The 26,157-nt window shown below is 68.2% G+C and carries 18 protein-coding genes and 1 pseudogene; 11 read left to right on the top strand and 8 right to left on the bottom strand.

Translation table 11 applies throughout. From position 1 onward, the window contains the following. Positions 1 to 147: 147 nt before the first annotated feature. Positions 148 to 816: a CHAT domain-containing protein gene (locus Amac_RS50805; RefSeq protein ID WP_373869956.1), complete on the top strand. Its 669-nt coding sequence runs from the start codon at positions 148 to 150 to the stop codon at positions 814 to 816. 299 nt (positions 817 to 1,115) lie between these two features. Beyond that, positions 1,116 to 2,816, top strand: a complete 1,701-nt coding sequence (locus Amac_RS57040) for a PQQ-dependent sugar dehydrogenase (RefSeq protein ID WP_246269230.1) — start codon at positions 1,116 to 1,118, stop codon at positions 2,814 to 2,816. Positions 2,817 to 2,882: 66 nt separating this feature from the next. On the opposite strand, the gene Amac_RS50790 is transcribed toward Amac_RS57040, so the two are convergent. The 4 genes from Amac_RS50790 to Amac_RS50775 form a co-directional block, all read right to left on the bottom strand. Further along, positions 2,883 to 4,334, bottom strand: a complete 1,452-nt coding sequence (locus tag Amac_RS50790; protein WP_155361620.1) for a glycoside hydrolase family 3 protein — start codon at positions 4,332 to 4,334, stop codon at positions 2,883 to 2,885. A gap of 83 nt (positions 4,335 to 4,417) precedes the next feature. Continuing rightward, a complete protein-coding gene (locus Amac_RS50785) occupies positions 4,418 to 5,269 on the bottom strand; it encodes a carbohydrate ABC transporter permease (RefSeq protein WP_155361619.1) in 852 nt (283 codons plus the stop codon). Next, complete coding sequence (locus Amac_RS50780; protein WP_155361618.1) at positions 5,266 to 6,282, bottom strand: carbohydrate ABC transporter permease; 1,017 nt, start codon at positions 6,280 to 6,282, stop codon at positions 5,266 to 5,268. Before Amac_RS50780 ends, Amac_RS50785 begins: the two co-directional genes overlap by 4 nt. Before the next feature lie 4 nt (positions 6,283 to 6,286). After that, entirely contained in the window at positions 6,287 to 7,603 is a 1,317-nt protein-coding gene (locus Amac_RS50775; protein ID WP_155361617.1) for an extracellular solute-binding protein, read from the bottom strand. Positions 7,604 to 7,864: 261 nt separating this feature from the next. On the opposite strand from Amac_RS50775, the gene Amac_RS50770 reads away from it, so the two are divergent. After that, a complete protein-coding gene (locus tag Amac_RS50770; protein ID WP_155361616.1) occupies positions 7,865 to 9,058 on the top strand; it encodes an ROK family transcriptional regulator in 1,194 nt (397 codons plus the stop codon). Positions 9,059 to 9,062: 4 nt separating this feature from the next. Next, positions 9,063 to 9,719 carry a M15 family metallopeptidase gene (locus Amac_RS50765; protein ID WP_155361615.1) on the top strand — a complete coding sequence of 219 codons (657 nt, stop codon included), beginning with the start codon at positions 9,063 to 9,065 and terminating at the stop codon, positions 9,717 to 9,719. Here the strand turns inward: Amac_RS50765 and Amac_RS50760 are convergent. The 4 genes from Amac_RS50760 to Amac_RS50745 are packed head-to-tail and all read right to left on the bottom strand — an operon-like array spanning position 9,686 to position 18,855. Continuing rightward, positions 9,686 to 11,548: a N,N-dimethylformamidase beta subunit family domain-containing protein gene (locus tag Amac_RS50760; RefSeq protein ID WP_155361614.1), complete on the bottom strand. Its 1,863-nt coding sequence runs from the start codon at positions 11,546 to 11,548 to the stop codon at positions 9,686 to 9,688. The two genes, Amac_RS50765 and Amac_RS50760, sit on opposite strands and share 34 nt — an antisense overlap. Next, on the bottom strand, positions 11,545 to 12,810 hold the full coding sequence (locus Amac_RS50755; RefSeq protein ID WP_155361613.1) for a condensation domain-containing protein: 1,266 nt from the start codon (positions 12,808 to 12,810) through the stop codon (positions 11,545 to 11,547). The genes Amac_RS50760 and Amac_RS50755 overlap by 4 nt, the downstream gene beginning before the upstream one ends. Then, positions 12,807 to 13,037 (bottom strand): acyl carrier protein, encoded by a 231-nt coding sequence (locus tag Amac_RS50750; RefSeq protein WP_155350229.1) that lies wholly within the window; start codon positions 13,035 to 13,037, stop codon positions 12,807 to 12,809. The genes Amac_RS50755 and Amac_RS50750 overlap by 4 nt, the downstream gene beginning before the upstream one ends. Next, positions 12,997 to 18,855, bottom strand: coding sequence for a non-ribosomal peptide synthetase/MFS transporter (locus tag Amac_RS50745; RefSeq protein WP_155361612.1), 5,859 nt, complete (start codon positions 18,853 to 18,855; stop codon positions 12,997 to 12,999). The genes Amac_RS50750 and Amac_RS50745 overlap by 41 nt, the downstream gene beginning before the upstream one ends. 303 nt (positions 18,856 to 19,158) lie before the next feature. Here Amac_RS50745 and Amac_RS50740 point away from each other — a divergent pair, with 303 nt between their 5' ends. The 7 genes and pseudogenes from Amac_RS50740 (at position 19,159) to Amac_RS50720 (ending at position 25,810) form a co-directional block, all read left to right on the top strand. Then, complete coding sequence (locus Amac_RS50740; protein ID WP_155361611.1) at positions 19,159 to 20,541, top strand: class I adenylate-forming enzyme family protein; 1,383 nt, start codon at positions 19,159 to 19,161, stop codon at positions 20,539 to 20,541. Continuing rightward, positions 20,538 to 21,110, top strand: a pseudogene (locus Amac_RS58295) (condensation domain-containing protein); the annotation flags it as partial. The gene Amac_RS50740 and the pseudogene Amac_RS58295, both read left to right, overlap by 4 nt. Positions 21,111 to 21,144: 34 nt before the next feature. Beyond that, positions 21,145 to 21,786, top strand: coding sequence for a pentapeptide repeat-containing protein (locus Amac_RS58290; protein ID WP_373869955.1), 642 nt, complete (start codon positions 21,145 to 21,147; stop codon positions 21,784 to 21,786). Further along, positions 21,690 to 22,337, top strand: coding sequence for a phosphopantetheine-binding protein (locus tag Amac_RS58285; RefSeq protein ID WP_373869954.1), 648 nt, complete (start codon positions 21,690 to 21,692; stop codon positions 22,335 to 22,337). The genes Amac_RS58290 and Amac_RS58285 overlap by 97 nt, the downstream gene beginning before the upstream one ends. A 20-nt stretch (positions 22,338 to 22,357) precedes the next feature. Next, entirely contained in the window at positions 22,358 to 23,437 is a 1,080-nt protein-coding gene (locus tag Amac_RS50730; protein ID WP_155361609.1) for a thiamine pyrophosphate-dependent dehydrogenase E1 component subunit alpha, read from the top strand. Further along, positions 23,428 to 24,414 (top strand): alpha-ketoacid dehydrogenase subunit beta, encoded by a 987-nt coding sequence (locus Amac_RS50725; RefSeq protein ID WP_155361608.1) that lies wholly within the window; start codon positions 23,428 to 23,430, stop codon positions 24,412 to 24,414. The genes Amac_RS50730 and Amac_RS50725 overlap by 10 nt, the downstream gene beginning before the upstream one ends. Further along, complete coding sequence (locus Amac_RS50720; RefSeq protein ID WP_155361607.1) at positions 24,407 to 25,810, top strand: 2-oxo acid dehydrogenase subunit E2; 1,404 nt, start codon at positions 24,407 to 24,409, stop codon at positions 25,808 to 25,810. Before Amac_RS50725 ends, Amac_RS50720 begins: the two co-directional genes overlap by 8 nt. Positions 25,811 to 26,157: the final 347 nt, after the last annotated feature.

The raw sequence follows: 26,157 nt of genomic DNA, 5'->3' as shown, positions 1-26,157 counted from the left end.
GGCGCAGGCGGCACTCACGGCGCAGGCGGGACCAACGGCACAGGTGGCACCCACGGCACAGGTGGCACTAACCGCGCAGGTGGTGTCAGCGGCGCAGGGAGCGTCAGCGGCGCCAATGGTGCGAGTAGAGCGAATCGTGCGAGCGGGATCGTGATCGTGCCTACCGGCGCGCTTTCGGGTGTGCCGTGGTCCTTGTGCGATGAATTGTCCGGCCTGCCGGTGGTGGTGGCGCCATCTGCGCTTGCCTGGATGACCGCGCAGCGCAATCGTCGTGCTCCGGCTTTCGGCGTGGCTCCGGTTCTGGTTGCCGGTCCCGACCTGGACTACGCCGAGGCCGAGGTCCGGACGGTCGCCGCGATCCATCAGGGCAGCCGCGAACTGGTCGGTGAGAAAGCCACCGTGGAGGCCACCCTGGCCGCGCTGAACGGTGCCCAGCTTGTTCACCTGGCCGCGCACGGCCATCACGAACGCGAGAACGTGTTGTTCTCCCGGCTGGACCTCCGGGACGGTCCGCTGATGGCCTACGACCTGCAACGTCTGGAGCTCGCCCCTCGCCACGTCGTGCTCTCCGCCTGCGATCTGGGCCAGTCCGTCGTCCGCTCGGGCGATGAGATCCTCGGCTTCACCGCCGCCCTGCTCTACCTCGGCACCCCAACCGTGATCTCCAGCGTCACCCCGATCCCGGACGACGTGGCCGCGCACGTCATGACCGGCTACCACCGCGAGATCGCCCGGGGAACCCAGCCCGCGGCGGCATTGGCCATCGCGTGCGAAGGTCAGGAGTCCGCCAGCTTCCTTTGCTTCGGTTCAGGCTGAGAACGGGTCGCCTAGTTGCTCGCCGTTATCCGGCGCCGTCCACTGGTTCTCGCCGGACCGGCGCCCAATGACCCCGAGACTTACGCGCGACTCCCACGGCCGGTGTGCCGCCTGGGCTTGGTCTACTTCGGCTGAAACTTTAGCAAGATTGGTGAAAGTTTCGAGCGGTGAGGTCTGTAAACGCAGGTCGGTGACGTGTGCGCGGTCGGTTGATTGCTTGGGGCGAGGGGGACTGGTTACGTTTCGGGCCTCCTGTCGAAAGGCTCATGATGGCCAGACGCTTTCCGATTTTTCCGGTCTTGTTGTCGTTGACGGCGCTGTTGGGGGCGATCGGGGTCTCCGTGGCCATGCCCGCCAACGCGGCCGTCGTCGGCGGTTTCGATTTCGATCGGGCCCAGGTGTCCGTCACCGGGCTCCAGGTGCCGTGGGGGATGGCGTTCCTCCCGGACGGAAGCGCCCTCGTGTCCGAACGCAACACCGGGCGGATCATGCAGGTCCGTCCTGGGCAGACGCCGACCGCGGTGGCCACCATCAGCGGGGTGTCGGCGTCGGGTGAGAGCGGCCTGCTCGGGATCGCGGTCTCCCCGAACTACGCCACCGACCAGTGGGTCTACGCCTACTTCACCACCAGCACAGACAACCGCCTGGTACGGCTCCGCCTCAGCGCCCCCACCACCCAGAACGTGCTCTTCTCCGGGGTGCCTCGCAACACCATCCACGACGGCGGCCGGATCGCGTTCGGCCCGGACGGCATGCTCTACGTCTCCACCGGCGACGCCGCCACCACCGCCAACGCCCAGAACCTCAACTCCCCGGCCGGGAAGATCCTCCGGATGACCCCGGACGGCGGCATCCCCGCCAGCGGCAACCCGTTCGCGAACTCCCGCGTCTACAGCTACGGTCACCGCAACGTCCAGGGCCTAGCCTGGGACTCCCAGGGCCGCATGTACGCCTCCGAGTTCGGCCAGAACAACCTCGACGAGATCAACCAGATCGTGGCGGGCGGCAACTACGGCTGGCCGACCTGCGAGGGTTCGTGCAGCAACCCCTCGTTCCGTAACCCGATCATCTCGTGGACCACGGCCGAGGCGTCCCCGAGCGGCCTGGCGTACGCCAACAACACGCTGTTCGCCGCCGCCCTGCGCGGCACCCGGCTGTGGACGGTCACCCTGAACGGCTCCGGTGGCGCGGCCTCCGCGCTCGCCCAGCTCCAGAACACCTACGGCCGTTTGCGCGCGGTCGCCGTCGGCCCCGACGGCTGGCTCTGGGTCGCGACCAGCAACCGGGACGGCCGCGGCACCCCGGTGGCGGCCGACGACCGGATCATCCGGATCCCCCCGGCCGGCGTCTCGCCGTCGCCCTCGCCGAGCGTGAGCCCGCCGGTCGACACGATCCCGCCGACCACCCCGGGCGCGCCCACCGCGTTCAACGTCACCAACTCGGCGGCCACCCTCAACTGGCCGGTCTCCACCGACAGCGGCGGCAGCGGCCTGGCGGGCTACAACGTCTACCGGGAGCAGGGCGCGACCGACCCGCTGCTGGCCCAGACCACGAGCAACTCCTCGACGCTCACCGGCCTGACCGCCAACACGCAGTACCAGGTCTACGTCCGAGCCCGGGACGGCGCGGGCAACCTGTCCGGCAACTCGCCGACGGTCACCTTCACCACCACGGGCGGCACCACCACCGGCGGCTGCTCGGCGGCCGGCACGGTGCAGACCCAGTGGAGCAACGGCTACGTCATCCAGCCGCTGACCGTCACCAACACCGGAACCACCGGGATCAACGGCTGGACGGTCACGTTCACGCTCCCGGCCGGGCACACGGTCACCGGGTCGTGGAACACCACGCTCACCGTCAGCGGGCAGACCGTGACCGCCCGCAACGTCGGCCACAACGGCACCATCGCGGCCGGCGGCAACGTCCAGTTCGGCTTCCAGGTCAGCCGTCCGAACGGCAACACCGCGACGCCGTCCGGATACACCTGCACCTCTCCCTGATATCGGGGCCCTGGTCCGGTACGGCTCCCCCCTTGAGGGAGGGCGCGGGAGCCGTACCGGCTGGGGTTAGGCGGTGAGCAACTCCATCGCGGCCTGCGCGTTGGCGCGGGCCGCGCCGTAGGTCGCGATGTAGGCGGCGGCGTCGGGACGCCAGATCGGCAGGCCCATCTCGACCACGATCGTGTCCGGCCGGGCGGCCAGCAGCCCGCTGATCAGCGCCTGGCTCTCCGGGTAGCGGTGCGCGTCCTTGAACACCACGATCAAGGACCGGCCGGTGGCGGCGGCGAGCAGCGCGCCGGGGCTGGCGTCCGCGGGCTTCACCCGGACGATCTCCGCCTCGGGCAGCCAGGGCGCGACCCCCCACGGCACGTCGCCGACCGCGATGGTGGGCGGGGTGTCCACCTCCACCACGTAGGGATCGACCAGCGGCGCGGCCGAGCCGGTCAGGCGGACCGCGCGGCGAGCGGCGTCCAGGCCGACCACATTGTCGTCGGCGGAGTCCTGGACCAGCGCGAACCAGTCCCGCATCCGGTCCACCCGGGCGGCGGCCTCCTCCAGCCGCGCCACCGGCAGCACCCCGTCGCGAACCGCTTCGACGATCGCCGCGAGCACCCCGCGGATGTCGTCGTAGGTCGGCACCGGACCCAGGCAGAGCAGGTCGGACCCGGCCAGCAGCGACCGCACGGCGCCGCCGCCGAGGCCGACGCTCTTGGTGATCGCGTGCATGTCCAGCGCGTCGGTGATCACCACCCCGTCGTAGCCGAGCTCGCCGCGCAGCAGCCCGGTCAGCGCGGCCCGGCTGAGCGTGGCGGGAGCGCTCCCGGTCAGGTACGGCACCGACACGTGCGCCGTCATGATCGACCGAGCCCCCGCCTCGATGGCGGCCCGGAACGGCAGCAGCTCCCGCTCCCAGAGCAGTTCGGGCGAGGCGTCCACCAGCGGGATCTCCAGATGCGAGTCCTCCCGGGTGGCCCCGTGCCCGGGGAAGTGTTTCACGCACGCGGCCACCCCGAGCGACTGCAGCCCGCGCACGGCCGCGACCGTGTGCCGGGCCACCAGCTCGGCCCCGGCCCCGAACGACCGGGTGCCGATCACCGGGTTGTCGTCGGCCGTGTTCACGTCCGCGACCGGCCCCATGTCCAGGTTGACCCCGCACCTGGCCAGGTCGGCCGCGATCGACCGGTAGACCCGCTCGGTCAGCTCCACGTCGTCCACGGCGCCCAGCGCCGCGTTGCCCGGGTAAGGGCTGCCCGTGTGGTAGGCGAGCCGGGTGACGTCACCCCCCTCTTCGTCCAGCGAGACGACCGGCCGCGCGGCGCCGCCGAGCTGCCGGGTCAGGGCCGCCAGCTGGGCGGCGTCCTCGACGTTGAAACCGAACAGGGTGACGCCGCCGAGCCCGTCCTCCAGGTCCCGGAGGACCCAGTCGGGCGCGGTGGTGCCGGGGAAGGAGGCGAGCAGCGACGCGGCCGCGAGACGCCGCAGCCCCCGATCGCCGATGCTCGCGCTGTTTTCAGGCATGGCTGTCTCATGCTCCTTGGATGGATGGGATGCCGGAGGTACGGCCGGCGCCTCGTGAGCGGCGGCCGTACCGGCTCAGGGGATCAGCCCTTGACGGCGCCCGCGACGAGGCCGGAGACCATGCGCCGCTGCACCAGCAGGAAGAAGATGACGACCGGGATGGTCATCAGGGTGGAGCTGGCCATGATGGCGCCCCAGTCCGTGCCGCGCTGCCCGAAGAAGTACTGCAGGGCGACGGGCATGGTGTAGCCCGACGAGTCGGACATCAAAATCAACGCGAAGATCAGTTCGTTCCACGCGGTGATGAAGGAGAAGATGCTGGTCGCCACCAGTCCCGGCGCCACCAGCGGGAAGAGCACCTTCCAGAAGGTGGTCATCCGGGAGGCGCCGTCGATCCAGGCCGCCTCCTCCAGCGACTTGGGCACCGCGGCGACGAACGTGCGCAGCATCCAGATGCCGAACGGCAGGGTCAGGCCGACGTTGACCACGATCAGGCCGAGCAGCTGGTCGTACAGGCCGAGGCGTTTGACGCTGAGGAACAGCGGGATGAGCAGCGCCTCGGCGGGGATCATCTGGGCCATCAGCAGCGCGATCAGGAAGCTGGTGCGGCCCTTGAACCGGAACCTGGCCACGGCGGTGGCGGCCAGCAGCGCGAACATCGAGCCGACCAGCACGGTGCCAAGGGCCACGATGGCGCTGTTGCGCAGGTAGAGCCAGATCGAGTTGCCCGCGACACCCTCGGTGAGCACCTTTGTCAGGTGCTCGAACGTGAAATGGGTGGGAAACGGGACGAACTCGGTGGTGAAGATCTGATCGTTGTCCTTGAACGAGGTCGCGATCATCCAGTACACGGGGAACACCGCGAACAGGAACACCAGGGTCGCCGTGGTGTTGAGCGCGATCTTGGACAGGCGCTTGCGGCGGAGCGGGTTCACTGGATCTCCTCCGACTTCACCATCTGCCGGATATAGAAGGCGGTGACGATGAGCAGGATCACCGTCAGCACCACGGCGATGGCCGCGCCGCTGCCCATCTTGGGCGGGCTGCGGAACGCCTCGGCGAAGGAGTACATGGACAGGTTGAAGGCCTCCCGGTTGGTCGGGCCGCCGATCAGCACGTAGAGCTGGCTGAAGACCTTGAAGTCCCAGATGATCGACAGGATCGTGAGGACCGCGAAGACCGGCTTGAGCAGCGGGAAGGTGATCTTCCAGAAGGTCCGCCAGGGCCCGGATCCGTCGACCGTGGCGGCCTCGTAGAGCTCGGTCGGGATGCCCTTCAGACCGGCCAGCACGGAGACCGCGATGAACGGGAAGGACGCCCACAGCACGGTCAGGATGAGCACCAGGTAGACCGTGATCGAGTCGTTCAGCCAGGGCTCGCCGGTCCAGTCCGCTCGGCCGAACAGCAGGCTGGAGAGCCAGTCGGGGAGCAGGTTCAGCGCCCAGTTGATGATTCCGGCCTCGGCGTCGAACAGCCAGCGCCAGATGACGCCCTGCGCGACCGGGGGGACGGCCCACGCCGACATGATGCCGATGATGACGAAGGTGGACATCCGCTTGCTGAGCTTGTTCAGCAGCACGCCCACGGCGGTGCCGAGGATCAGCGTGAGGGACACGGTGATCACGGCGAAAGCGACGGTGTTTCGGAGCGACGACCAGAAGATGTCGTTTTCGAAGATCTTGGTGTAGTTCTCCCAGCCCAGCCATTCCGCCGGACGCTTCCCGCTGATCTGCGGCAGTCCCACCTTCTGGAAGGACATGACGACGACCTGGATCATCGGGTAGAGCAGCAGACCGGCGATCACCAGGATGCCCGGGATCAGCAGCACGTAGGGGATGGCCTTGGGTGGGAGCCCACTCGCCTTCGTGGGGCGGTGGGACCTTCTGCGACGCCGCTCCGGGGCGGAGGAGGTGCCTCCGCCCCGGGCGATCGTTGACGCGTTCGTCATGTCGCTACTGGTTCAGGATCTCTTCGAGTTCCTTGTTGGCCGCGGCGAGCGCCTCATCGGCCGTGGCCTTGCCCTCGATGACCGAGCGGGCCGCGTTCTGCAGGACCGCCTTGGTCTCGTTGGCCTCGGTCCAGTTCGGGTCGGCCGGGAACGCCTTGGCCTTGGCGAAGGCCGCCGCGAAGGGGGCCTGCACCGGGTCGCTGGCCAGCGAGGCCAGGGTGTCCGGGTAGACCGGGAGCAGGCCGCCGTCCTTGGCGTAGCGGTCCGCCCACTGCTTGCTGGTGGCGAGCTTCACGAACTCGGTCGCCAGCTCCTTGTTCTGGGCGTTGCCCCAGACGGCGATGTCGTTGCCGCCGAAGAACGCCGGGGCCTCGCCGCCGGCCTTGGCGGGCAGCGGGAAGAAGGCCAGCTGGTCGGCCTTCACCTTGCCCTTGCTGTCGGTCTCGATGCCGGGGATGTCCCACGACGCGGTCAGGTACATGCCGACTTTGTCGTTGGCGAAGCGGGTCCGGATGTCGACCGTGTTCTGGGTCAGCCGGGCCTTGCCGGACAGGCCCTCGGTGACCAGGTTGGTGTAGGTGGCGAACCCGGCCTTGAAGGTCGGGTCGGCCAGCTTGCCGACCCACTTGTCGCCTTCCTTGACCGCGTACTCGCCGCCCTCGGACCAGGCCAGCGCGCCGAGCAGGTGGTTGGCGTCGGAGCCGCCGTTGAAGGCGAAGCCGTCGACGTCCTTGCCCTTCTCAGCCTGGATCTTCTTGGCCGCCGCGATGACCTCGTCCCAGGTCTTCGGCACCTCGATCTTGAGCTCGTCGAACCAGTCCTTGCGGTAGAGCACGGCGCGGGTGCCCGCGCCCCAGGGCAGCGCGTAGACCTCGCCGTCAATGGTCTCCAGGCCGAGCAGGTTCTTCGGAATCTGCGCCTGCTCGCCCGCGCCGGCCAGCGCGGTGACCGGCTCCAGCGCCTCCTGGCTCTGCCACAGCGGCACCTGGTCGTTGCCGATCTCGGTCACGTCGGGGCCGGCGCCGCCCGCCGCCGCGGCGGTGAACTTGTCGTTCACCTGCGGCCACGGGATCCACTCCAGCTTGACGTCGGCGCCCGTCTGCGTCTTGAACTCCTTGATCAGGTCGTCCATGTACGCCTGCGACGGCGGGTTGGTGTCGCCGAGCCGCCACATCGTCAGGGTCTGTCCGGCGAACTTGGGCCCGGTCGCGGTGGGCGCGGCGGCGGCCGAGGGCTCGGTGCTGGCGGGGTCAGTGCCACCACAAGCGGCGACACCCAGTGCTAGCGCGGCGGTAATGCCCGCGATCTTCACGATCTTCACGTTGGGTTCTCCCTTCCCAGCTTCACGTCGAGGTGTGGGGTGGTCGGCGAACCGCGCACCTCGGGGTTCCCGACGGTCGGCGTCTGTGGCATCCCGGGGCTTGATCGCTTGCCTACGGGATGACTGCCGCTAAACTAACAAGAAACTTTCTTAAAAGAAACCCGTGTTAGCGGATCGTGACGAGTGGGGTTGTTCAAGAGGAGCCCGGGGCCGAGTCACCTGCGCGAGCTCTTGAACGACCCCCAGAAAGGGAGGCGGCCAGTGTCCCAGCGACCGGGAACGCCCAGGCTGCTACGCCAGATCAATGACAGAGCGGCCCTGGAGCTCCTCCTCTCCCAAGGCCCGCTCACCCGGGCTGAGCTGGGGGAACTCACCGGGCTTTCCAAGGTCACCTCCGGCCAGCTGCTGTCCAGGCTGGAGGATCGCGGGCTGGTGCGGACCGCAGGGGAACGGGCCGGCGGGCGGGGTCCCAACGCCGCTCTGTACACGGTCAATCCGTCCAGCGCGTACGTGGCCGGTCTTGAGGTGCTGCCGGACCGGGTGACCGCCGGGGTGGCCGACATCACCGGGCAGACCGTGGCCGAGGTGACGGTCGACCCCACCGAGGCCGCCGACCCCGTCAAGATCGTGCACAGCGCGGTGCAGCGGGCCTGCGCGACGGCGGACGTGGCGATCTCGCAGCTGCGCTCGTTCGTGATAGGGACCCGGGGCGTGGTGGATCCGCGCAGCGGGGATGTGCGGTACTCGTTTGACCTGCCCGCCTGGCACATGGGGGTGCTGGCCGGGCTGCGGACCAGCCTCGGGCAGCCGGTGCGGATCGAGAACGACGTCAACCTGGCCGCCCTGGCCGAGCAGGCGTACGGCGCGGCGGCCGGGCACGACGACTTCGTGATCCTGTGGGCGGGGGTCGGGCAGGGGCTCGGGGTCATGCTCGGCGGGCGGCTGCATCGGGGGATCACCGGGGGCGCGGGGGAGATCGGGTGGCTGCCGGTGCCGGGGGAGCCGCTGCCACTGAACGTGACCGAGCCGCAGTCGGGGTCCTTCCAGCGGCTGGTCGGCGGGAACGCGCTGTCCGGGCTCGCGGCCACGCACGGCATCGACGGCCCGGCGCTCCTGCCGACGGCGGCGCCGCCCGGGTTCGACGTCGCCCATCTGGTCCGTACGGCTGTCGCCACCGGCCAGGACGGGTTCCTGGCCGAGCTGGCCGGGAGGCTGGCGGTCGGGGTTGCGGCGGTGGCGGTGGTGCTGGATCCGGGGCTGATCGTGTTGAGCGGGGATGTGGGGCGGGCGGGGGGTCCTGCGCTGGCTGCGCTGGTGGAGGAGGCGGTGGCCCGGGTCTGTCCCAGCAGGCCGAGGGTGGCGGTGACCGAGGTGGCGGGGAACCCGGTGCTGCGGGGGGCGTTGCTGGCCGCCCTGGACCAGGCGAGGGAGCAGGTCTTCTCCGATACCGTCTAGCGTTATGGATGCTGTGGTGCTGATCTCCGATCCTCGGGTGGCGGGGGTTCCGGTCGAGGAGTGCGGGGAGGTGTTGAGCGATGTGCGGGGGCGGCTGCGGGTGGATGACCGGCTGGCTGACCCCGCGGGGGCGTACGCGTTGTTACGTGAGGGTCTGGTGACCCGGCTGGAGGCGGCAGAGCGGTCGCTGCCGGCGGGGTACCACGTGGTGGTCGTGGAGGGTTACCGTCCGGCGGCGCTGCAACGGACGTACTTCACGGACTACCTCAACGATTTACGGGCGAAATTTCCGGAAATGTCGGCAGACGAGTTGTTTGTGGCGGCTAGTCGGTACGTGTCGCCGATTGAGGTGGCTCCGCACACCGCCGGGGCAGCCGTTGATTTAACGCTTTGTGATGATTTAGGCGTCGAGTACGACATGGGGACGCAGGTCAACGCCACCCCGGAGGAGAGCGCGGGCGCGTGTTACACGGCGGCGCCCGGCATCTCCGGGGAAGCGCGGCAGAACCGGAAGGTCCTGATCGCCGCGCTTGAGGGGGCGGGTCTGGTGAACTATCCGACCGAGTGGTGGCACTGGTCGTATGGGGATCGGTACTGGGCGATGGTCCGGCATGCCCGGGCCGCCCTTTACGGGCCGGTCGAGTCGCCCCTTCCCGCCTGACGCCAGCGCAGGTGACCGGCCGGGTCCACGGTGATCAGGTGGCCGGCGTGGGCGGTGAGGGTCAGCGCTCCGGGAGCGTGGCCGAACGGGGACCATTCGGTTTCGCGGTCGGTGAAGGGCAGGCGCGCGTGGATTCGGCCGTGGCTGTCGAGGGCGTACAGGCGGCCGTTCATGCCGCTCATCGAGATCGCTCCGGCGGCGGGGCCGATGTCGCGCCAGCCGGGTGAGCCGGCCTCGGCGAACGGGAGCGCCCAGAGGCGATCGGCCGCGGTCGCGGCGAAGAACGTGCCGTCGGAGACCGCCAGGGCGATCGTTCCCTCCGGCGTCCGGGTCACGTCGGTCCAGAGATTCGTGCGGGTGCGGAGCACGCCGTCGGGAGTGACTCCGTAGAGGTTGGTGCCCAGTCCGCCGACGGCCTCGCGGGGGGAGTCCAGGCAGGTCACGTCCCCCGCCCAGCCGATCGGTTGCCAGGGCAGGTTCTGGGCGCACAGTTCGCGGTGCATGAGCACGCCGTCGGCGGTCACGCCGTACAGGACGGACCCGGCGGCGGCCAGCGCGCGGATGTCCGCGGCGGGGCCGATCACCTCCCAGTCCGGCTCGGCCGGACGGGACAGCCGGTCGATCACATTGCGGGTGATCCGCTCCACCACCGGATCGTGGATCGTGTTCCCCCAGTTCACCGAGGCGGCGTTGAAGACCGTGCCGAGGCCGCTCGTGAAGACGCCCATGGTGGCCCAGCCGCCCTGCCCGCCGACACTCCAGTGGCGCAGGTCCGCCGTGGCCAGCACCACGAACGACGGCGGCGTGCCATCCCGGCAGGTCGCCCTCGGCACCCCCATGACCTCGGAGAACTCGGCCGCGTCGGTCTCGTAGCCGAGCGCGCCCAGACCGAACTTGTCGCCGTCGGTGAGTTCCGTCCCCGCGAAGACCCAGTGGTCGGCGAAGCGCGCGGTGTACGACTCCTCCCGCATCAGCCGCATGTACGGCCCCCAGGTGCCCGCCCCCGCCCGGAAACTGGTCCCGGTCAGCGTGTTCTCCGGGCGCAGCACCGGCGCGTTCGACCACTCGACGGTGGTCAGCCGGGGATCCTCGACCGGATCGGTGGCCGCGTCGCGGTAGCAGACCATCTCGCGGCCCTCCATCCTGATCTGCCACCAGCAGGTGTTGCCGGACAGGAACGCGATGTTGCCGCCCCGCCGGACATACTCCTCGCAGGCGTCCCGCATGCCCGCCGTCCAGTACTCGTCGTGCCCGTTGACGATCAGCAGCCGGTAGCGGGACAGCAGATCGAGCGAGAGGTCGAAGCCGGAGCAGTATTCGACCTGGTATCCGGCCGGGCCGAGCCAGCGCAGCAGCCCGTCCTCCCAGCGCTCCGGCGGCGGGCCGCCGCCCGGCCGGTCGAACGTGACCCTGGCCGCCCGGTCCGGTTGCTCGGTCCAGTAGATGCTCTCCCCTGGCACCCCACCCCGGTTGTACGCCTGCCACGTCGCGAACGGGATCGACACCAGGACCGGCGCGACCGGCTCCGCCTGCCGAACCACGAAATACACCTCGTCGTCCTGCTCACGCGGAGTCCCCGGAAGCTCCCCCGTGGCCCGGGGAAGCAGCACGTCCGGTTCCGGATCCCCTTCGGTGAACCGCGCGCGATACAGGGAACTCGGCCAATCCTCCGGAATGTCCAGAACCCACGAAGGCCCCTCGACCCGCGCCGCCAGCATCAGGCGATCATTGGTCGCGTCGTGCACGGCCACCCCGGCCGGACCCTCGAAGCGGAACTCCAGGCGCTCGCCCTGCGCGCGGGACATCGCCGTCGCGTACGCCGCGATCACCGCAGCGCCGCCTCGACCAGCAGATCCTCCAGGCCCCGCAGGAAACGTTCCATTTCGGGCCGCGACAACCAGCGCGTGTCGGCCGTCACCGACACGTCCATCGTCCCGCTCACATGCACGCAGAACCGGCAGTTCAGCTGATCCTGGCTCATCGGCCAGGTCAGCGAGGTCTCCCCGAGCGCCCGCCGGATCAGCACGTCATCCCGGTAGACCGCGTGATCGGCGAACCGCATGTCATTGAAACAGCAGTACGGATGCACCGGCGTCCCCCGATCCTCGCTCACCTCCGCCAGCACCCGGGCCCGGTCGGCGGGATCGTGATACGCGCTCCGATACGCCCGCAACGCCGCCGGACGCGCCAGCGCCAGCAACTCGTCGAACCTGACCTTCTCCACGTCCAGCACGAACAGCCCCTCCTGCGCCATCGTGCTGACCGCGCCCCGGGTGTCGGCCCTGAACCGGTTGCTCACGATCGGCAACATCGCCACCGTGTCATGCCCGGTCGTCTGCGCCACCAGCGCCGTCACCGCCGTCAGCAGCACGTTCGAGGTGCTCGTCCCGTGCTTGACCGCGATCCGCTGCGCGGCCAGGTCGATCGCCGGAGAGCGCAGCGAAGCCCGCCAGATCGGCGGATCCGCTCCGGCCTCGGACGGCACGTGGAACATGGTAGGCGGGATCCGGCGATGCTCCCGCTCCCAGTGCGCCGCCGCCTCGGCCGCCACCCGGCGGCCGTCCCGCGACCGCTGCCAGCGGGCGATGTCCAGCGGCTGCGGCGGCCGGGACCCGCGCGGCTCCCCCCTGAGCAGGAGCAGGCGCAGGTCCCTGACGGCCTCTTCGGCGCCAAGGCCGTCCGCCGCGAGATGGCAGAACACCATCACGATGTGGGTGACGTCCGGCCCCGAGGTCACCAGCCCGGCCCGCAGCGGCCACTCGCGCGCGTAGTCGTAGGCGGGGGCGGCCAGCTCGGCCAGCAGCTCGTCGGGATCGTCCCCGAGGGCGATCGGGAGCTCGCCGGAGGCGAGCAGGCGCTGGTGGCCGTCCTCGACCAGGGTGCGCAGCGATTCGTGCCGCTCGACCAGCCGGGCCAGCGCCCAGCGGGCGCCGTCGACCGAGGCGGGACGGGCGCCGAGCCGGATCACCCGGCCGAAGTTGAAATAGTGGTCGTCGGGGACGGTCCGCTGGATCGCCTCCCAGATCGCCCGCTGGCCCCAGGTGAGCGGCGCGTCCCCGCGGCGTTCGCCCGCGAAGGGCACGCTCGTCATCGGGCGGCCAGCCAGTCCGCCAGACCCCCCACGCTGTCCAGGAACGACACGTCCGCGCCCAGGTCGATCTCCACGTCGTACTCACGCTCGACCGCGTCGATCAGCCGCATCTGGGCGAGCGAGGTCACCCCGAGGTAGGACAGCGGCACCGACGCGGCGAGCACCTCGGCCGGGGTGAGCTGGCCGTCACACGACTCCGACACGAGCTGCGCCAGTCTTTCCTTCATTGCGTACCTTTCGTTCCAGGCCCACGAGATCGTCGGGGGTAGCGTCGGGCACCTCGTCGTCGAACCGCGCGAGCGTGCGGGTGGCCATCGCGCCCGCCGCGACGATCGCGATGAACGCGCCGAAGACCAGGTACATGACCCCGATGTCGCCCAGCAGCCGGGTGCCGAGCGGGGCGATCACGCCGACGCCGATCGGGATCGTCGACCACGCCACCATCTGGTTGAGCGCGAACACCCGGCCGTGGAACCGCTGCGGGACCTTGGTCTGGATGATCGTCGCGTACACGCCGTTGACGAGGGCGAGGCCGAAGGAGACCCCGAACGCGCCGACCCCGATCACCGGGAGCGCTTCGGTCAGGCCGACCAGCAGGCAGGATACGGCGATGAGCAGGGTGGTCAGCAGCATGCCGCGCATCCGGCGCCGGGCGGGGCCGCCCCACAGGCCCATGGTCAGGCCGCCCGCGACCGCGCCCGCTCCGGCCGCCAGGGCGATGGCGCCCGCGTCGGCGAGGGTGCCGAACTCCAGGACCAGCGGGGAGTACATCAGGAAGACCGGGGAGAGGCCCAGCGAGAGCAGCGCGAAGAAGATCACCATGGCGCGGAAGCTGCGGTTGCCGATCGACATGCGGAAGCCCTCGGCGATCTCGCGGCCGACCGGCTCGCGGCGGCGGTGCGCCATCGTGGCCGGGAAGGCGATCAGGGCGAGCACGATCAGGGTGGCGAGGTGGCCGGCGACGTCGATGATGAGGATGCCCTTGAGGCCGACGACCGACATCAGGCCGACCGCCGCGAGCGGGGCGATGAACTGGGCCACGCCGAGGGTCATCTGGGCGACGCCGTTGGCGTGGCCGAGGTAACGCTTGGGGACGAGTTGCGGGACGGCCGAGGTGAAGGCCAGGCGCTGGCAGGTGAGGGCGATGGAGAGGGCGGGGAGCAGGGCGTAGAGGTGCCAGACCTGGAAGGCGGAGGTCCAGATGAGGGCGGCGGTGGCGGCTTGTACGGCGAGGGCGGCGGTGTTGCCGGCGATCATGATGGTGCGGCGGCTTGAGCGGTCCACGAGGGCGCCGGCGAGGGGGGCGACGAGGATGCCGGGGATGACGGCGAGGACTTGCAGGATGGCGAGCTGGGTCATCGAGCGGTTCTGGAGGTAGACCCAGAGGGGGAGGGCGAACTCGGTCAGCGTCGAACCGACCAAGCAGATCATCTGGCCTAGGGCGACGGCGAGGAATCGGCGAATCGTCGGTTCGGGACCGGACGCCTTGCCGCCGGTCTCTCTGTCGCCGGTCGGGGGATTGGCGGTCATGTTCTTGCCGCGCGGATGATTCCCTGCCACGACGGGGGTCCTACCGGAAGCCCGGACAGTCGTGTGGGTAGCGGGGTGGTGCGTCGTGGGGGATGTCGTGCGATCGGCCGCGTGGTCGGTCGCGTCGTTGTCTGCAGGGACGGGCCGGGTGACGATCGTCGCCAGTTCTTGGGGGCGATATTTCAGGAAATAGTGGCCGCCTTCGTCGAGGACGACGAGGTGGGTGCTGTCGGTGATGAAGCCCCACTCGCGGTAGCGCTCCTCGTAGTAGTCGGTCGCCGGGTCGTACTCGCCGACGACGGAGATGATCGGGGCGCTGAGCTTGCGCGCGCCTGTGTCGATGAGGCCGGTGAAGTAGTCCTCGGCCGCGCGGGCGTCGTGGCGCATGTTGCGGATGACGAACGCCTTCTGCTCGTCGTCGAGGCCGGAGAGGTCGGCGCCGAGCGCGGTCAGCCAGGTGAGCTGGTTGCGGTCGCTGCGCAGGCGTTCGAGGCGGGTGAGCTTGGCCCAGCGGCCCATCAAGCCCTTGGTCGGGCGGGCGAACGGGAAGATTCCGCCCAGGTAGATGGCGTCGATCGGGCGACCTCGCGCCTCCAGTTGCCGGGCGATCTCGATGGTGAGAGCGCCGCCGACGCCGCAGTGGCCGTACAGGGCGAGCGGGCCTGTGACGGTCTCGATGATCTCCTCCGCGCACCGCGCGGCCACCTCGGCGAGCGGCCGCGGCTCCTCGACCAGCCCAAGATCATGCCCGGGTACGGCTACCGAATACAGCGCCCATCCATCGGGGAGCGCGTCGGCGAGCGGCTGATAGACGACCGCACTCCCACCGCCGTAGGGCACGCAGACGAGGTTCCGCACACCTGTTTGCGGTCCGCCTGGTTGCCTTGTCCCTGCCTTCGGCGCGCTGGCATCCGGTGTGTGGGCTTTTGGTGCGGCGGCCCCCGGCGTGCGGGGTTCTATCGTGCCAAGGGTTTGTCCGCCTGGTCCGTGTCCGCCTGGTCCGTGTCCGCCTGGTCCGTGTCCGCCTGGTCCGTGTCCGCCTGGTCCCCGTTCACCAGGTTTCGGGGAGGCTGTTCTCGTCAGCCGGTACAGCAACCCTCGCGCGACCGGGACAGACCTGGCCACTGCGGCTAGCTCGCGGACGGTTGGATGTTGGAACAGATCCATCAAGCCGACCGGGTTGCCGTTCTCGGGGAGTTCGCGGCGTAGCCGGGCGATGATCCGGGTTGCCAGCAGGGAATGGCCGCCCAGGTCGAAGAAGTCGTCCAGCACGCCCACCCGCTGGAGTCCGAGCGCTTCGCACCACGCCGCAGCGATGATCTCCTCGATGTCGTCGGCGGGCGGCTCGAAGGGCACGTCCTGGTCTGGACGGGTGTCCTCGGGAGCCGGGAGCGCGGCCCGATCGACCTTGCCATGGCCTTTGAGTGGAAGTTCATCGAGCCAGACATAGCGGGTTGGGATCATGTATTCCGGCAGCCGGATTCCCAGCACCCGGCGCAACTCGCCCACACTGGGACGCTCCGCGCCCGCTTCCGCGACGAGATAGGCGACAAGCTCCCCGTCGCGCGCGTCCACGACACCATGCGCGATGGCCGGAATCCGCCGGAGGTTCTCGTCGATCTCCCCAAGCTCCACCCGGTAGCCCCGGATCTTCACCTGAAGATCGCTACGACCAAGGAACTCGAGGTCCCCGGAGGGCAACCAGCGTGCGAGGTCACCAGTCCGATAGATCCGGCCATACGGTGAGGAGACGAACTTCTCCGCCGTCAGATCGGGACGACCGAGGTACTCCCGCGCCAGCCGGTCCCCTCCGATGCAGAGCTCACCCGCCACCCCGATCGGCACCTGCCTGCCATGCCGATCCAGCACGAACAGCTTCGCGTGCCCGAGCGGCCGCCCGATCGGCGTGATCGGCCCGGTCGGCTCCTCATCCGCCGAGATCCGGTACGTGGCGACCCCGACCGTGGCCTCGGTCGGCCCATAGTGATTGACCACCGGCCCATGCCTGGCCAGCTCCCGCGTCCACTCCCAGCTCGACCCTTCCCCGCCCAGGATCAGCAGCCGCCGCGGCAACAGACTCCGCACATCCACGACATCAGCGGCAAGAGCCGCCAAGTGCGACGGAGTCATCTTCAGGTAGTCGATCCCACCCATATGCTCAGCTAACTCAGGCCCAGAGATCCTGGACGGAAGCAGCCGCAGCGTCCCACCCGTCAGCAACGACAGGTAGAACACCGTCATCCCGAAGTCGAACGCGAGCGACTGCAACAGCGCGAAACTCGCCCCTTCCCCGACGCCGAACCGCTCCCGCACATCAGCCAGGTAATTCATCGCCTGCCGGTGCTGAACCGCGACTCCCTTCGGCCTCCCGGTCGACCCCGAGGTGTAAATCACATAAGCGAGATCGTCCGGACCCGCGACCGCAGGAACTTCAGGACCGGATACATGTCGGTGAGGGTCCGCCTTTGCTCTCCCGTCGGAGCCTTCGATCGAGCTTTCCCCAGGACCTGCCTTTGGGCGATCGCCGGGACTCCCGGGCGTGAGTTCGCGGGGATATGCCGTTGTGCTTCCGCTGGAACCTTCGGCGGAGAGTTCCCCGTGACCCGCCCTTGTGTGATTGCTAGGGCTCTTGGGCGTGAGTTCGCGGGGATACGCCGCTGTGCTTCCGCCGGAACCTTCGGCGGAGAGTTCCCCGTGACCCGCCCTAGTGCGGTTGCTAGGGCTCTTGGGTGTGAGTTCGCAGGGATTCGCCTGTGCGCCTCCATCCCGTCTTGTGGCGGAGGGCTTCCTGGAATTTGTCGTTCCGATGCCGTCCGAACCTTGGGCCGCGTGTTCGTCGGGGTTTATTTTCCCCGTGAGTAACGTCGGTCCTGTATCCGTGATCAGGACTTGGGCGCCCGAATCCGCCAGCATGTACGCTCGGCGGTCCTCGGGTTGGTCCGGGTCGAGGGGTACGTAGGCGCCGCCCGCCTTCATGACCGCGACGATCGACACCGCGATATCGATCGACTGCTCCTGGCAGATGGCCACGCGCACGTCGGGTCCGACGCCGAGCGCGCGCAACTCTTTGGCCAGAGCGTCCGCTTTGGTGTTCAGGTCGGCGTAGGTGAGGGACGCGTTGCCGTACCGGATGGCGGGGGTTTTCGGGACGCGGCGGGCCGTTGTTTCGATGAGTTCGGCCAGGGTTTTCGCTGGGCCGGACGGGGGAGTGGAGGGTGCCGCGCTCCAATTGGCCAGGAGGGCGGTTTCGGCTTCGGCGACGAGGGTGAGTTCGGATATCGGCAGGTCCGGGTTGGCGGTGATCGAGTGGAGCAGGGTTTCGAAGTTGGCGGCGAAGCGTTCGATGGTGGGGCGGTCGAACAGGTCGGTGCTGTAGACGAAGAATGCGTCGCCGGTGGGGCTGATCTCCAGGGAAAGGTCGAATTTCGCCTGGTGGAAGCCGGGGTCGTAAGGTTCGGCGGTGATTCCTGGGAGGGCGAGCCCGGGATTGTGCTCGTTCCGGAAGCTGAACTGGGTCTGGAAGACGGGGGTTCGGCTGAGGTCGCGGGTGACGCCGAGTTCGGTGACCAGGCGGTCGAATGGGGTGTCGGCGTGAACGAACGCGTCGATGGCGGTGCGGCGGGTTCGTTTCAGCAGTTCACGGAAACTCGGGTCGCCGGAGAGGTCGGCGCGGAGGACGACGGTGTTGAGGAAGAAGCCGATGAGTGGTTCGACGTCTTCGGAGTCGCGGGCGGAGACGGGGGTGCCGACGCAGAAGTCCTCGGCTCCGGTGTAGCGGGACAGCTGCGTCTGGAAAGCGCTCAGCAGCAGCATGAACAGGGTCACCCGTTCGCGCCTGGCGAATTGGGTGACCTCGGCGATCAAGGGTGCGGGCAGGCGGTGGGCAACGCAGTCTCCGCGGGAGGCGCGGATTCTTGGGCGCGGCCGGTCCGTGGGGAGGTCGAGGGTGGGCGCGTTGGCCAGCCGCTCGCGCCAGTACGCGGTGTCGATCGGGCGGTCGTGCTGGTGCCTGGCGTGGTCGGCGTACTGGAGGGGGAGGGCGGGGAGTTCGCCGCCCGCGTACAGGGTGGAGATCTCGTCGAGGAGCAGGCCCAGCGACCAGCCATCCCCGGCGATGTGATGCAGAACGATGACGAGGACGTGTTCCTCGGGATTTATCGCGATAAGAGCGGCCCGCAGGATGGGACCCGTGGCGAGGTCGAACGGCTGGTTGCTCAGCTCGCTCACCATCGTCCGCGCGTGCTTCCGGCTCGTGGCGGTGTGGCGTTCGAGGCCAGGCAGGGTGTCGCCGACGAGCTGCACCGGCCGGCCGTCGATCGCCGGATAGCTGGTGCGCAGGATGTCGTGACGTCGGATCACCTCGGCGAGCGCGCGGTCCAGCGCGTCCGGGTCGAGTGGGCCGAGCAGGCGCTCGGTCACGCAGATGTTGTACGACGCGTCGTCGGGGTTCAGCTCGTGCAGGAACCAGAGACGCTCCTGGCCAAGCGAGAGCGGTATCGCCGTGACGGCAAACATCGTTCCTCAAGTGATCGGACGAATGCAGCACGAAGTGCCGAGCGCGACAAGCTCGGTCGGGTTAACTGGAAAGATTCTTTGCAATTAGCTGACGGCGCCAGTCTGGCACGGAGGCGCGCTGGCCACAACCCCAACAATCCCTTTGCTGGTCGGGGCTGCCGACTGTGCTCCCCCTTGTGGCTGGGACATTTCCCATGCCAGACTGGCCGCGTCGCTAACTGGAAAGATTGTTTTCAGTAAGGCCGTTCTGGGAACGTTCTCTAATGGTCTTGAAGACATTCATCCGATCATTAAGGATCTTCGATGACGCTTCCGGAGCTGCTGGCGGCGCGGGCCGTCGCCGATCCCGATGGCGTTGCCATGGTCGTGGACGGGGTCGGGGAGCTGGCGTACCGGGATTGGGACGCGCGGGCGAACGCGGTCGCGAATCGGCTGATCGGCGAGGGGATCACCGGCGGGGATCGGGTTGGGCTGGTCTTCCCCGCTTCGGGGTGGATTGAGTACGCGGTCGCGTTCCTGGGGGTGCTTCGGGCCGGGGCGGTCGCGGTGCCGTTGTCGGATCGGCTTCCGGCGGCAGAGATCGGACAACTGTCGGCGCACTGTTCGATGGCGGCGGTCGTGCGGGATGCGGCGGGGTCGGATGTGACGCCGCCTCCGGTGGTGGTGCGGGCGTCTGATCCGGCGCAGATTCTTTACACCTCGGGGACGACCGGGGCGGCCAAAGGGGTTACGGCGACACATGCCAACCTCGCGTACGGATTGCGGGCGGAGCCGCGTTACCGGGCGTTTCGCCACTCCAAGCACTTGGTCCATGCGTTTCCGATTGGGACGAACGCGGGGCAGATGATGCTGGTGAACGCGCTGGGAGCGCATCCGGCGGTGGTGACGTTGCCGCGGTTCACCCCCGGGCGGTTCGCCGGATTAATCCGGAAATATCGGGCGGGGACGGTGTTCGTCGTTCCGGCCATGGCGATCGAGTTGATCAATGCGGGGGTCGAGCCGCTGGAGAGCGTGCTGCTGCTCGGGTCGGCTGCGGCGCCGTTGCCGTCGGCGGTGGCGTCGGAGCTCGGCGGGCTGTTCCCGCAGGCGATGATCACGAACTACTACACCTCCACGGAGGCCGCGCCCGCACAGACGATCATGCTGTTCGATCCGGAGCGGCCCGGGTCGGTCGGGCGGCCGGCCGCCGGGGGCGGGGTGCGGGTCACCGCGGCGGATGGGTCGCCGGTGGGGGTCGGCGAGACCGGCGAGGTGTGGATGCGATCGCCGGCCGCGCCGCGCGCGTACTTCGGCGATCCCGGGTCCGGAGTGTTCCGGGACGGGTGGGTACGGATGGGGGATCTGGGCTATCTCGACGACGAGGGGTACCTCTACCTGGTTGATCGCGAGAGCGATGTGGTCAAGTCGGGCGCGTACAAGATCTCGACTTTGAAGATCGAGGAGGCGCTGCACGCGCATCCGCTGGTGAAGGAGGCGGCGGCTTTCGGGGTGCCGCATCCGGTGCTGGGGACGGTTGTGGTCGCGGCGCTGGTGGTCCGGGATGTCGTCGCGCCTGAGGAGGTGCGGGCGTTTCTGGGGGAGCGGCTGGCCGGGCATGAGGTGCCCGCGCGGTTGCTGACGCTGGAGGCGCTGCCGCGTAATCGGGGCGGCAAGGTGGATAAACGTGCTTTGCGGGCGCTGTCATGAGTGAGGCGTCGTTCGCGCAGGCGGGGATGTGGATCACCGAGCGGATGGGACGGGCTCGGTCGGCTTATCACATGCCCGTGCTTATCAGGATGGATGGTGCGCTGGACGCGGGCGCGCTGATCCAGTCGTGTGAGGCGGTGATCCGGCGGCATCCGGTGCTGTCCAGCGCGATCGTCGAGGACGATGGGCTGCCGGTGGAGGTGCCGGGCGCACGGCCGGAGGTTCGGCTCACGACATCTGGCGATCTGGATGCGCTGGTGTTGGAGGAGACGCTTCGTCCGTTCGATGTGGAGCGGGGGCCCTTGGCGCGGTTCACGCTGGTACGGCTGGCGCCTGAGCGGCATGTGCTGGTTTTCGTGGCGCATCATCTGGTTTTCGACGGGGAGTCGAAGGACGTGCTGGTGCGGGACCTGGCGGCGTTTTACAACGGGCGTACGCTGCCGCGGTTGACGGAGACGTATGCGGAGTTCGCGGCGGATGAGCGGGCTCGGGTGGCGGGTGATCTCGCGGAGGCTCGCGATTTCTGGGGGGCACGGTGGCGCGAGCCGGACGATGTGATCATCCCGGGACTTCCGGAACAGCGCTTGTCCGAGGGGCTCTTGTCTGAGGCGCGTTCTTCTGAGGGGCGTTTGTCTGAGGGGCTCTTGTCTGAGGCGCGTTCTTCTGAGGGGCGTTTGTCTGAGGGGCTCTTGTCTGAGGCGCGTTCTTCTGAGGGGCGTTCGTCCCAGGGACTTTCGTCCGAGGCGCTTTCGTCCGAAGGGCGTTCATCCGGGCCGCGTCCGTCCGAGCGTCCTTCGCCGGAGTTGCGTCATGCTGGCGCGGAGGCGCAACAAAATCAAGGGTGGGCGGGTGGGACATCTACCCCAAGTCGCCTCGGGGTCGAAGGCACGGCGTCTAATCCGCGGACTTCTGGGCAACGGCGTGGGGCTGCCTACGCGAAGGCGTATAAATTCCGCGCCGAGCTTCCCGAAATTGCGGATATTTCGCGATTTGAGTTGTTCTTGGCTTCTGTGCAGGCGTTGCTGTACTCGTATGGGAACAGTGAGCCGGTTTGTGCGATTGATGTGTCGACCCGGACTTCCTCGGTTCGGGAGAATATCGGGTTGTTCGTCAACGAGTTACCCGTCGCTTCTCGGCCTTCTCCTGACATGTCCGTCGTTGAGCTGGCGCGCTGGCTCCGTACAGAATTGCGAGAGATTTATAGGTTTCGTGCGGTTCCTGTTGCCCGTGCCGTACGAGGCATGAGGCCACGAACGGCGCTTGCGGCTGTGTCGGTGAGTTACCGGAAACGGCGCGATGAACCCGATTTCGCCGACCTTCGGACCAGTGTGGATTGGGCTGTTTTCAATCACGCTGTTCGCAGCCTTCTGCACTTTCAGGCCGTCGACACCTCTGACGGCCTCTTCGTGATCATGCAATACGGCTCAGATTCCGGCTCTCCCGACGAGACCCCGGAAATCGCTCGAATAGCGGAGGACCTTCTCACCATCATGAAAAATCCGGATAACTCCGTCTCCCTTGACCTCCGGAGTGACTCCGAGGTCGCCCCTGACCCTACCGACCTCACCGGCGCAATCCGCGAAATCTGGCAGGAAGTCCTCGGCATCGACCAGATCGGCGACGACGAGGACCTTTTCGATCTGGGCGGGCACTCCCTCACCATCACCCAGATCATCGCCCGCATGCGCAAACGCCTCGGCATCGAGGTCGCCCTCGACGTCTTCTTCGACACTCCCACGATCGCTGGCGTGGTCGACTCCATCCACGCCTCCGAACCCGCGGTCAGCACGACGTGACCCTCGCCCCCATGCCCGGCATGTCCCAAACCATCCCGGCCACCGAATCGCCGCCAACTGCTACAGACCGAGCCAGCCTGGACACCGAGTCATCGCCGGGCGCCGCGGACCGAGCGAGCTTGGCCACCGGGTCACCCGAGGCCGCCGTCACCCGAGCCAGCCTGGACACCGAGTCACCGCCAGCCGCTGCGGACCGAGCGAGCTTGGCCACCGGGTCACCAGAGGCCGCCGTCACCCGAGCCGATCTGGAATTGTTGCTCCTGATCCGGCATTTCGAGCTGGCCCTCCTTGACCTGTTCGGGCGCGGCGAGCTGAACGGCACCACGCACACCTGCCTCGGCCAGGAATACGTGCCGGTCGCCCTCACCCCGCTGCTCCAGCCTGACGACTACGTTTTCAGCAATCATCGCGGCCATGGCCACTATCTCGCCCGATACCAGGACCCAGAAGGTCTGCTCGCCGAGATCATGGGCCGCGAGGGCGCGATCTGCTCCGGTGTCGGCGGCAGCCAGCACATCCTTCGCGACCGTTACCTTTCCACCGGCGTACAAGGAGAAAGCCTGCCCGTCGCGGCCGGCGTCGCGCTGCACCTGCGCGGCACGGGTGCCCTGGCCTGCGTCTACATCGGTGACGGCACCTGGGGCGAGGGCTCGGTCTACGAAGCGCTCAACCTGGCCTCGCTGTGGAACCTCCCCCTGCTGGTGATCGTCGAGAACAACGGCATCGCCCAGTCCACCCCCACCACCTGCCAACTCGCGGGCACGATCCGCGACCGAGCCCACGCCTTCGGCATCCGCCACCACGGCGTCACCTCGATCGACCTCACCGAGATCCGATCCCAGATCGCCCCGCTCATCACGTCGGTACGCACCGATTCGCACCCGCTGGTCATCGAATTCGCCACCCACCGCCTCGGCCCGCACAGCAAGGGCGACGACACCCGCCCCCCTGACCAGGTACGCCACCTTCCCGACTGGTATCGCCAGGTCCAGCCCACTCCGCTGTTCGCCCAGGCCGACGAAGCCGCGCGAACCCGAATCGCGGCAATCGTCGGAGAGGTCTCGGCCCGCCCGCTGTCCCGGTGGTCCGCGTGCGGGTAGCGGAGAACCTGAACGCCGCCCTAGGCGACCTCCTCGAACACGACCCGAAGGCGTACCTGATCGGCGAAGACGTCCTTGACCCCTACGGCGGCGCCTTCAAGATCACCCGCGGCCTGTCCACCCGCTACCCCGGCCGCGTCCTCGGCACCCCCATCAGCGAATCCGGCCTCACCGGCCTGGCCGCCGGCCTCGCCCTCTGCGGCGACACCGCCATCGTCGAGATCATGTTCAGCGACTTCGCCGCCCTCGCCTTCGACCAGATCATCAACTTCGCCGCCAAATCCGTCTCCATGTACGGCTCGCGCGTGCCGATGCGCCTGATCGTGCGCTGCCCGACCGGCGGCGGACGCGGCTACGGCCCCACCCACAGCCAGAGCCTGCAGAAACATTTCATCGGCGTGCCCGGCCTCGCCGTATACGAGATGTCGGCATTACACGACAATCATGCGGTTCTCGCGGCGATGGTGGCCTCCGCCCAGCCCTGCGTGTTCTTCGAGGACAAGGTCCTGTACACGCGCCGCATGCACGCCCTAGATCCCCTCTTCAACCAGGACATCCTCCACGATGTCGCCCGCGTCTTCATCGACGACCCAGCCGCTGCCGACTGCGTGATCATCGCCCCCGGCGGTGTCGCGGACCGCGCGCTTGCCGCGATGCGACAGGTCTTCCTGGACCACGAAGTGACCTGCTGCCTGCTCGTCCCCTCCCGCCTCTACCCCTTCGACGTCGAACGCCTACTACCTACACTCCAGAACGCGAAAGCCATCCTCGTCGCGGAGGAAAGCACGGCAGGCGGCACCTGGGGTGCCGAAATCGCCCATCAAATCCACCAGCACCTCTGGAAAACCCTCCTCCGGCCGGTGACCCTGGTCCACTCCGCCGACAGCGTCATCCCCACCGCCGCCCACCTGGAACAACAAGTCCTCCTCCAGGAATCCACCATCCACACCGCCATCATGGAGGCCCTCCATGCCTGAAATCAGGGTCCCCAAACTCAACAACAACGACACGTCCTACATCGTGGTCGAATGGCTCGTCGAAACCGGCCAGCACGTAAAAGCCGGAGACCCAATCGCCGTCCTCGAAACCTCCAAAGCCGCCGACGAAATAACCACAGAAACCGACGGCTACGTCTGGCCATCAATACCCCTAAACGCCGACTGCACCCCCGGCCAACTCCTGGCCCACCTAACAACCACCCCCGAATCACCCCAGCTCACCGCAGCCGACCCCACCCTCAGATCAAATCCTTCACCATTCACCTCCACGCCGCCCTTGGCTGCCAAATCATATGCCTCAGATACCAGAATGGGGCTATCCGCAGATTCGTCTGCCTCGGCATCCCCGCCCCTGTTGCCTTCGACTTTTGAATCGTCTGTTTCCGCGTCGCACGCCGGCATTGGACAATCCGTGCCCTCCGCAGACTCGTCAACGTCGCTCCCCATCTCGGCGAGCGCTTCGACGGCTCATGGCGGAATCGCATCGGCATCCTCGTCAGCCACTTCTCCTTCGGCCACTTCTCCTTCGGCCGGTTCTCCTTCGGCTACGCAACCGCCTTTGATCACGGTGCCCGCGCAGGCGCTCCTCGATGAGCTGGGGATTCCCGTGGAGCGGGTCTACTCCCTTGGGCTCAGCGTGATCAGACGTGCTGACGTCGAGGGCCTGGCCGCCGAGAACGTGCCCACCGCCACCTACGAGTTGCCGAAGGTACAACGGGCTGTGGCCAAAGCCGTCCAGATGTCTCATGCGACGATTCCCGCCGCCTACACCGTGATGGCGATGGACCTGGACGACACACTCGAACTCGCCGCCCGGCTGACACGTGAAGTGCGTCGCCCTGTCGGATTAGCCGAACTCTTCGTACTGGCGGTCGCCCGGCTTCATGCCACGTTCCCGATGTTCTTCGCCACCCTCGCCGACGACAGAACCGCACGCCTGTCCGAAACCCCCAACATCGGCGTCACCGTCGACACCGGAGAGGGCCTCTACGTCCCGGTGATCCACAACGCGGCCGACCGCCCACTGAAGGAGGTCGCGACCCGACTGATGGAATTCCGCCTAGCCTCGACGACCGGCGACTTCCGCGAATCTGACCTCGCCAACGCCAACATCGCCGTCACACTCCACCACGACGCCGACGTCTCCCTGGCGATTCCCTTCATCTTCCCCGGCCACGCCTGCGCCCTCGCCATCACCACCCCCCAACCTGTTCTCACCCTTATCGACGACACCCTGACCACCAAAAAGGTCGCCAACATTGGCCTCGCCTACGACCACCGCCTAATCAACGGCCGCGAAGCCGCCCTCTTCCTCCGCGCCCTGAAAGACACCATCCACGAACTCCCCAGGGCCGAAGGAATTCTCGCCCTGTGAGGCCGAGGGCGATGAGCGGGTTGTGGAAGTCGTCGCGTGCCCAGCGGGTGCCTTCGGCGATGTCGGTGAAGTTCAGCAGGCGTAGCGCGCCGATCGCGTAGCTACGCATGGTGGCGCGCCGATCGCGTGGCTACGCATGGCGGGCCAGGATCGACCCTTCACGCGCTGTCTCAGGATCGGAGAACTCCCTCAACCCCCTGGGTTCCCGGCCTGGGTGGGTGGCGCTCTCGTGCCGGTCCGGTTCAGCGCCGGAACCGTCCGGCGAAGCGGTTCCTTTTCCCGAGATAGAGGAGGGTCCAGGTGCCGTCCTCATTGCGGCGGAGGCGGTAGCGGTCGGGGTGGGTTGC

The organism is Acrocarpospora macrocephala (assembly GCF_009687865.1).
Lineage (GTDB): Bacteria > Actinomycetota > Actinomycetes > Streptosporangiales > Streptosporangiaceae > Acrocarpospora > Acrocarpospora macrocephala.
Note: the sequence above shows the minus strand (reverse complement) of the source record. Positions and strands in the feature narration are given on the sequence as shown.

Excerpts from the sequence above, each read along its gene's own strand:
- Amac_RS50790 (WP_155361620.1), bottom strand. The coding sequence starts at position 4,334 with ATGCCTGAAAACAGCGCGAGCATCGGCGATCGGGGGCTGCGGCGTCTC.
- Amac_RS50780 (WP_155361618.1), bottom strand. The coding sequence starts at position 6,282 with ATGACGAACGCGTCAACGATCGCCCGGGGCGGAGGCACCTCCTCCGCC.
- Amac_RS50765 (WP_155361615.1), top strand. The coding sequence starts at position 9,063 with ATGGATGCTGTGGTGCTGATCTCCGATCCTCGGGTGGCGGGGGTTCCG.
- Amac_RS50755 (WP_155361613.1), bottom strand. The coding sequence starts at position 12,810 with ATGACGAGCGTGCCCTTCGCGGGCGAACGCCGCGGGGACGCGCCGCTC.
- Amac_RS50750 (WP_155350229.1), bottom strand. The coding sequence starts at position 13,037 with ATGAAGGAAAGACTGGCGCAGCTCGTGTCGGAGTCGTGTGACGGCCAG.
- Amac_RS50745 (WP_155361612.1), bottom strand. The coding sequence starts at position 18,855 with ATGTTTGCCGTCACGGCGATACCGCTCTCGCTTGGCCAGGAGCGTCTC.
- Amac_RS50740 (WP_155361611.1), top strand. The coding sequence starts at position 19,159 with ATGACGCTTCCGGAGCTGCTGGCGGCGCGGGCCGTCGCCGATCCCGAT.
- Amac_RS58285 (WP_373869954.1), top strand. The coding sequence starts at position 21,690 with ATGTCCGTCGTTGAGCTGGCGCGCTGGCTCCGTACAGAATTGCGAGAG.
- Amac_RS50730 (WP_155361609.1), top strand. The coding sequence starts at position 22,358 with ATGTCCCAAACCATCCCGGCCACCGAATCGCCGCCAACTGCTACAGAC.
- Amac_RS50720 (WP_155361607.1), top strand. The coding sequence starts at position 24,407 with ATGCCTGAAATCAGGGTCCCCAAACTCAACAACAACGACACGTCCTAC.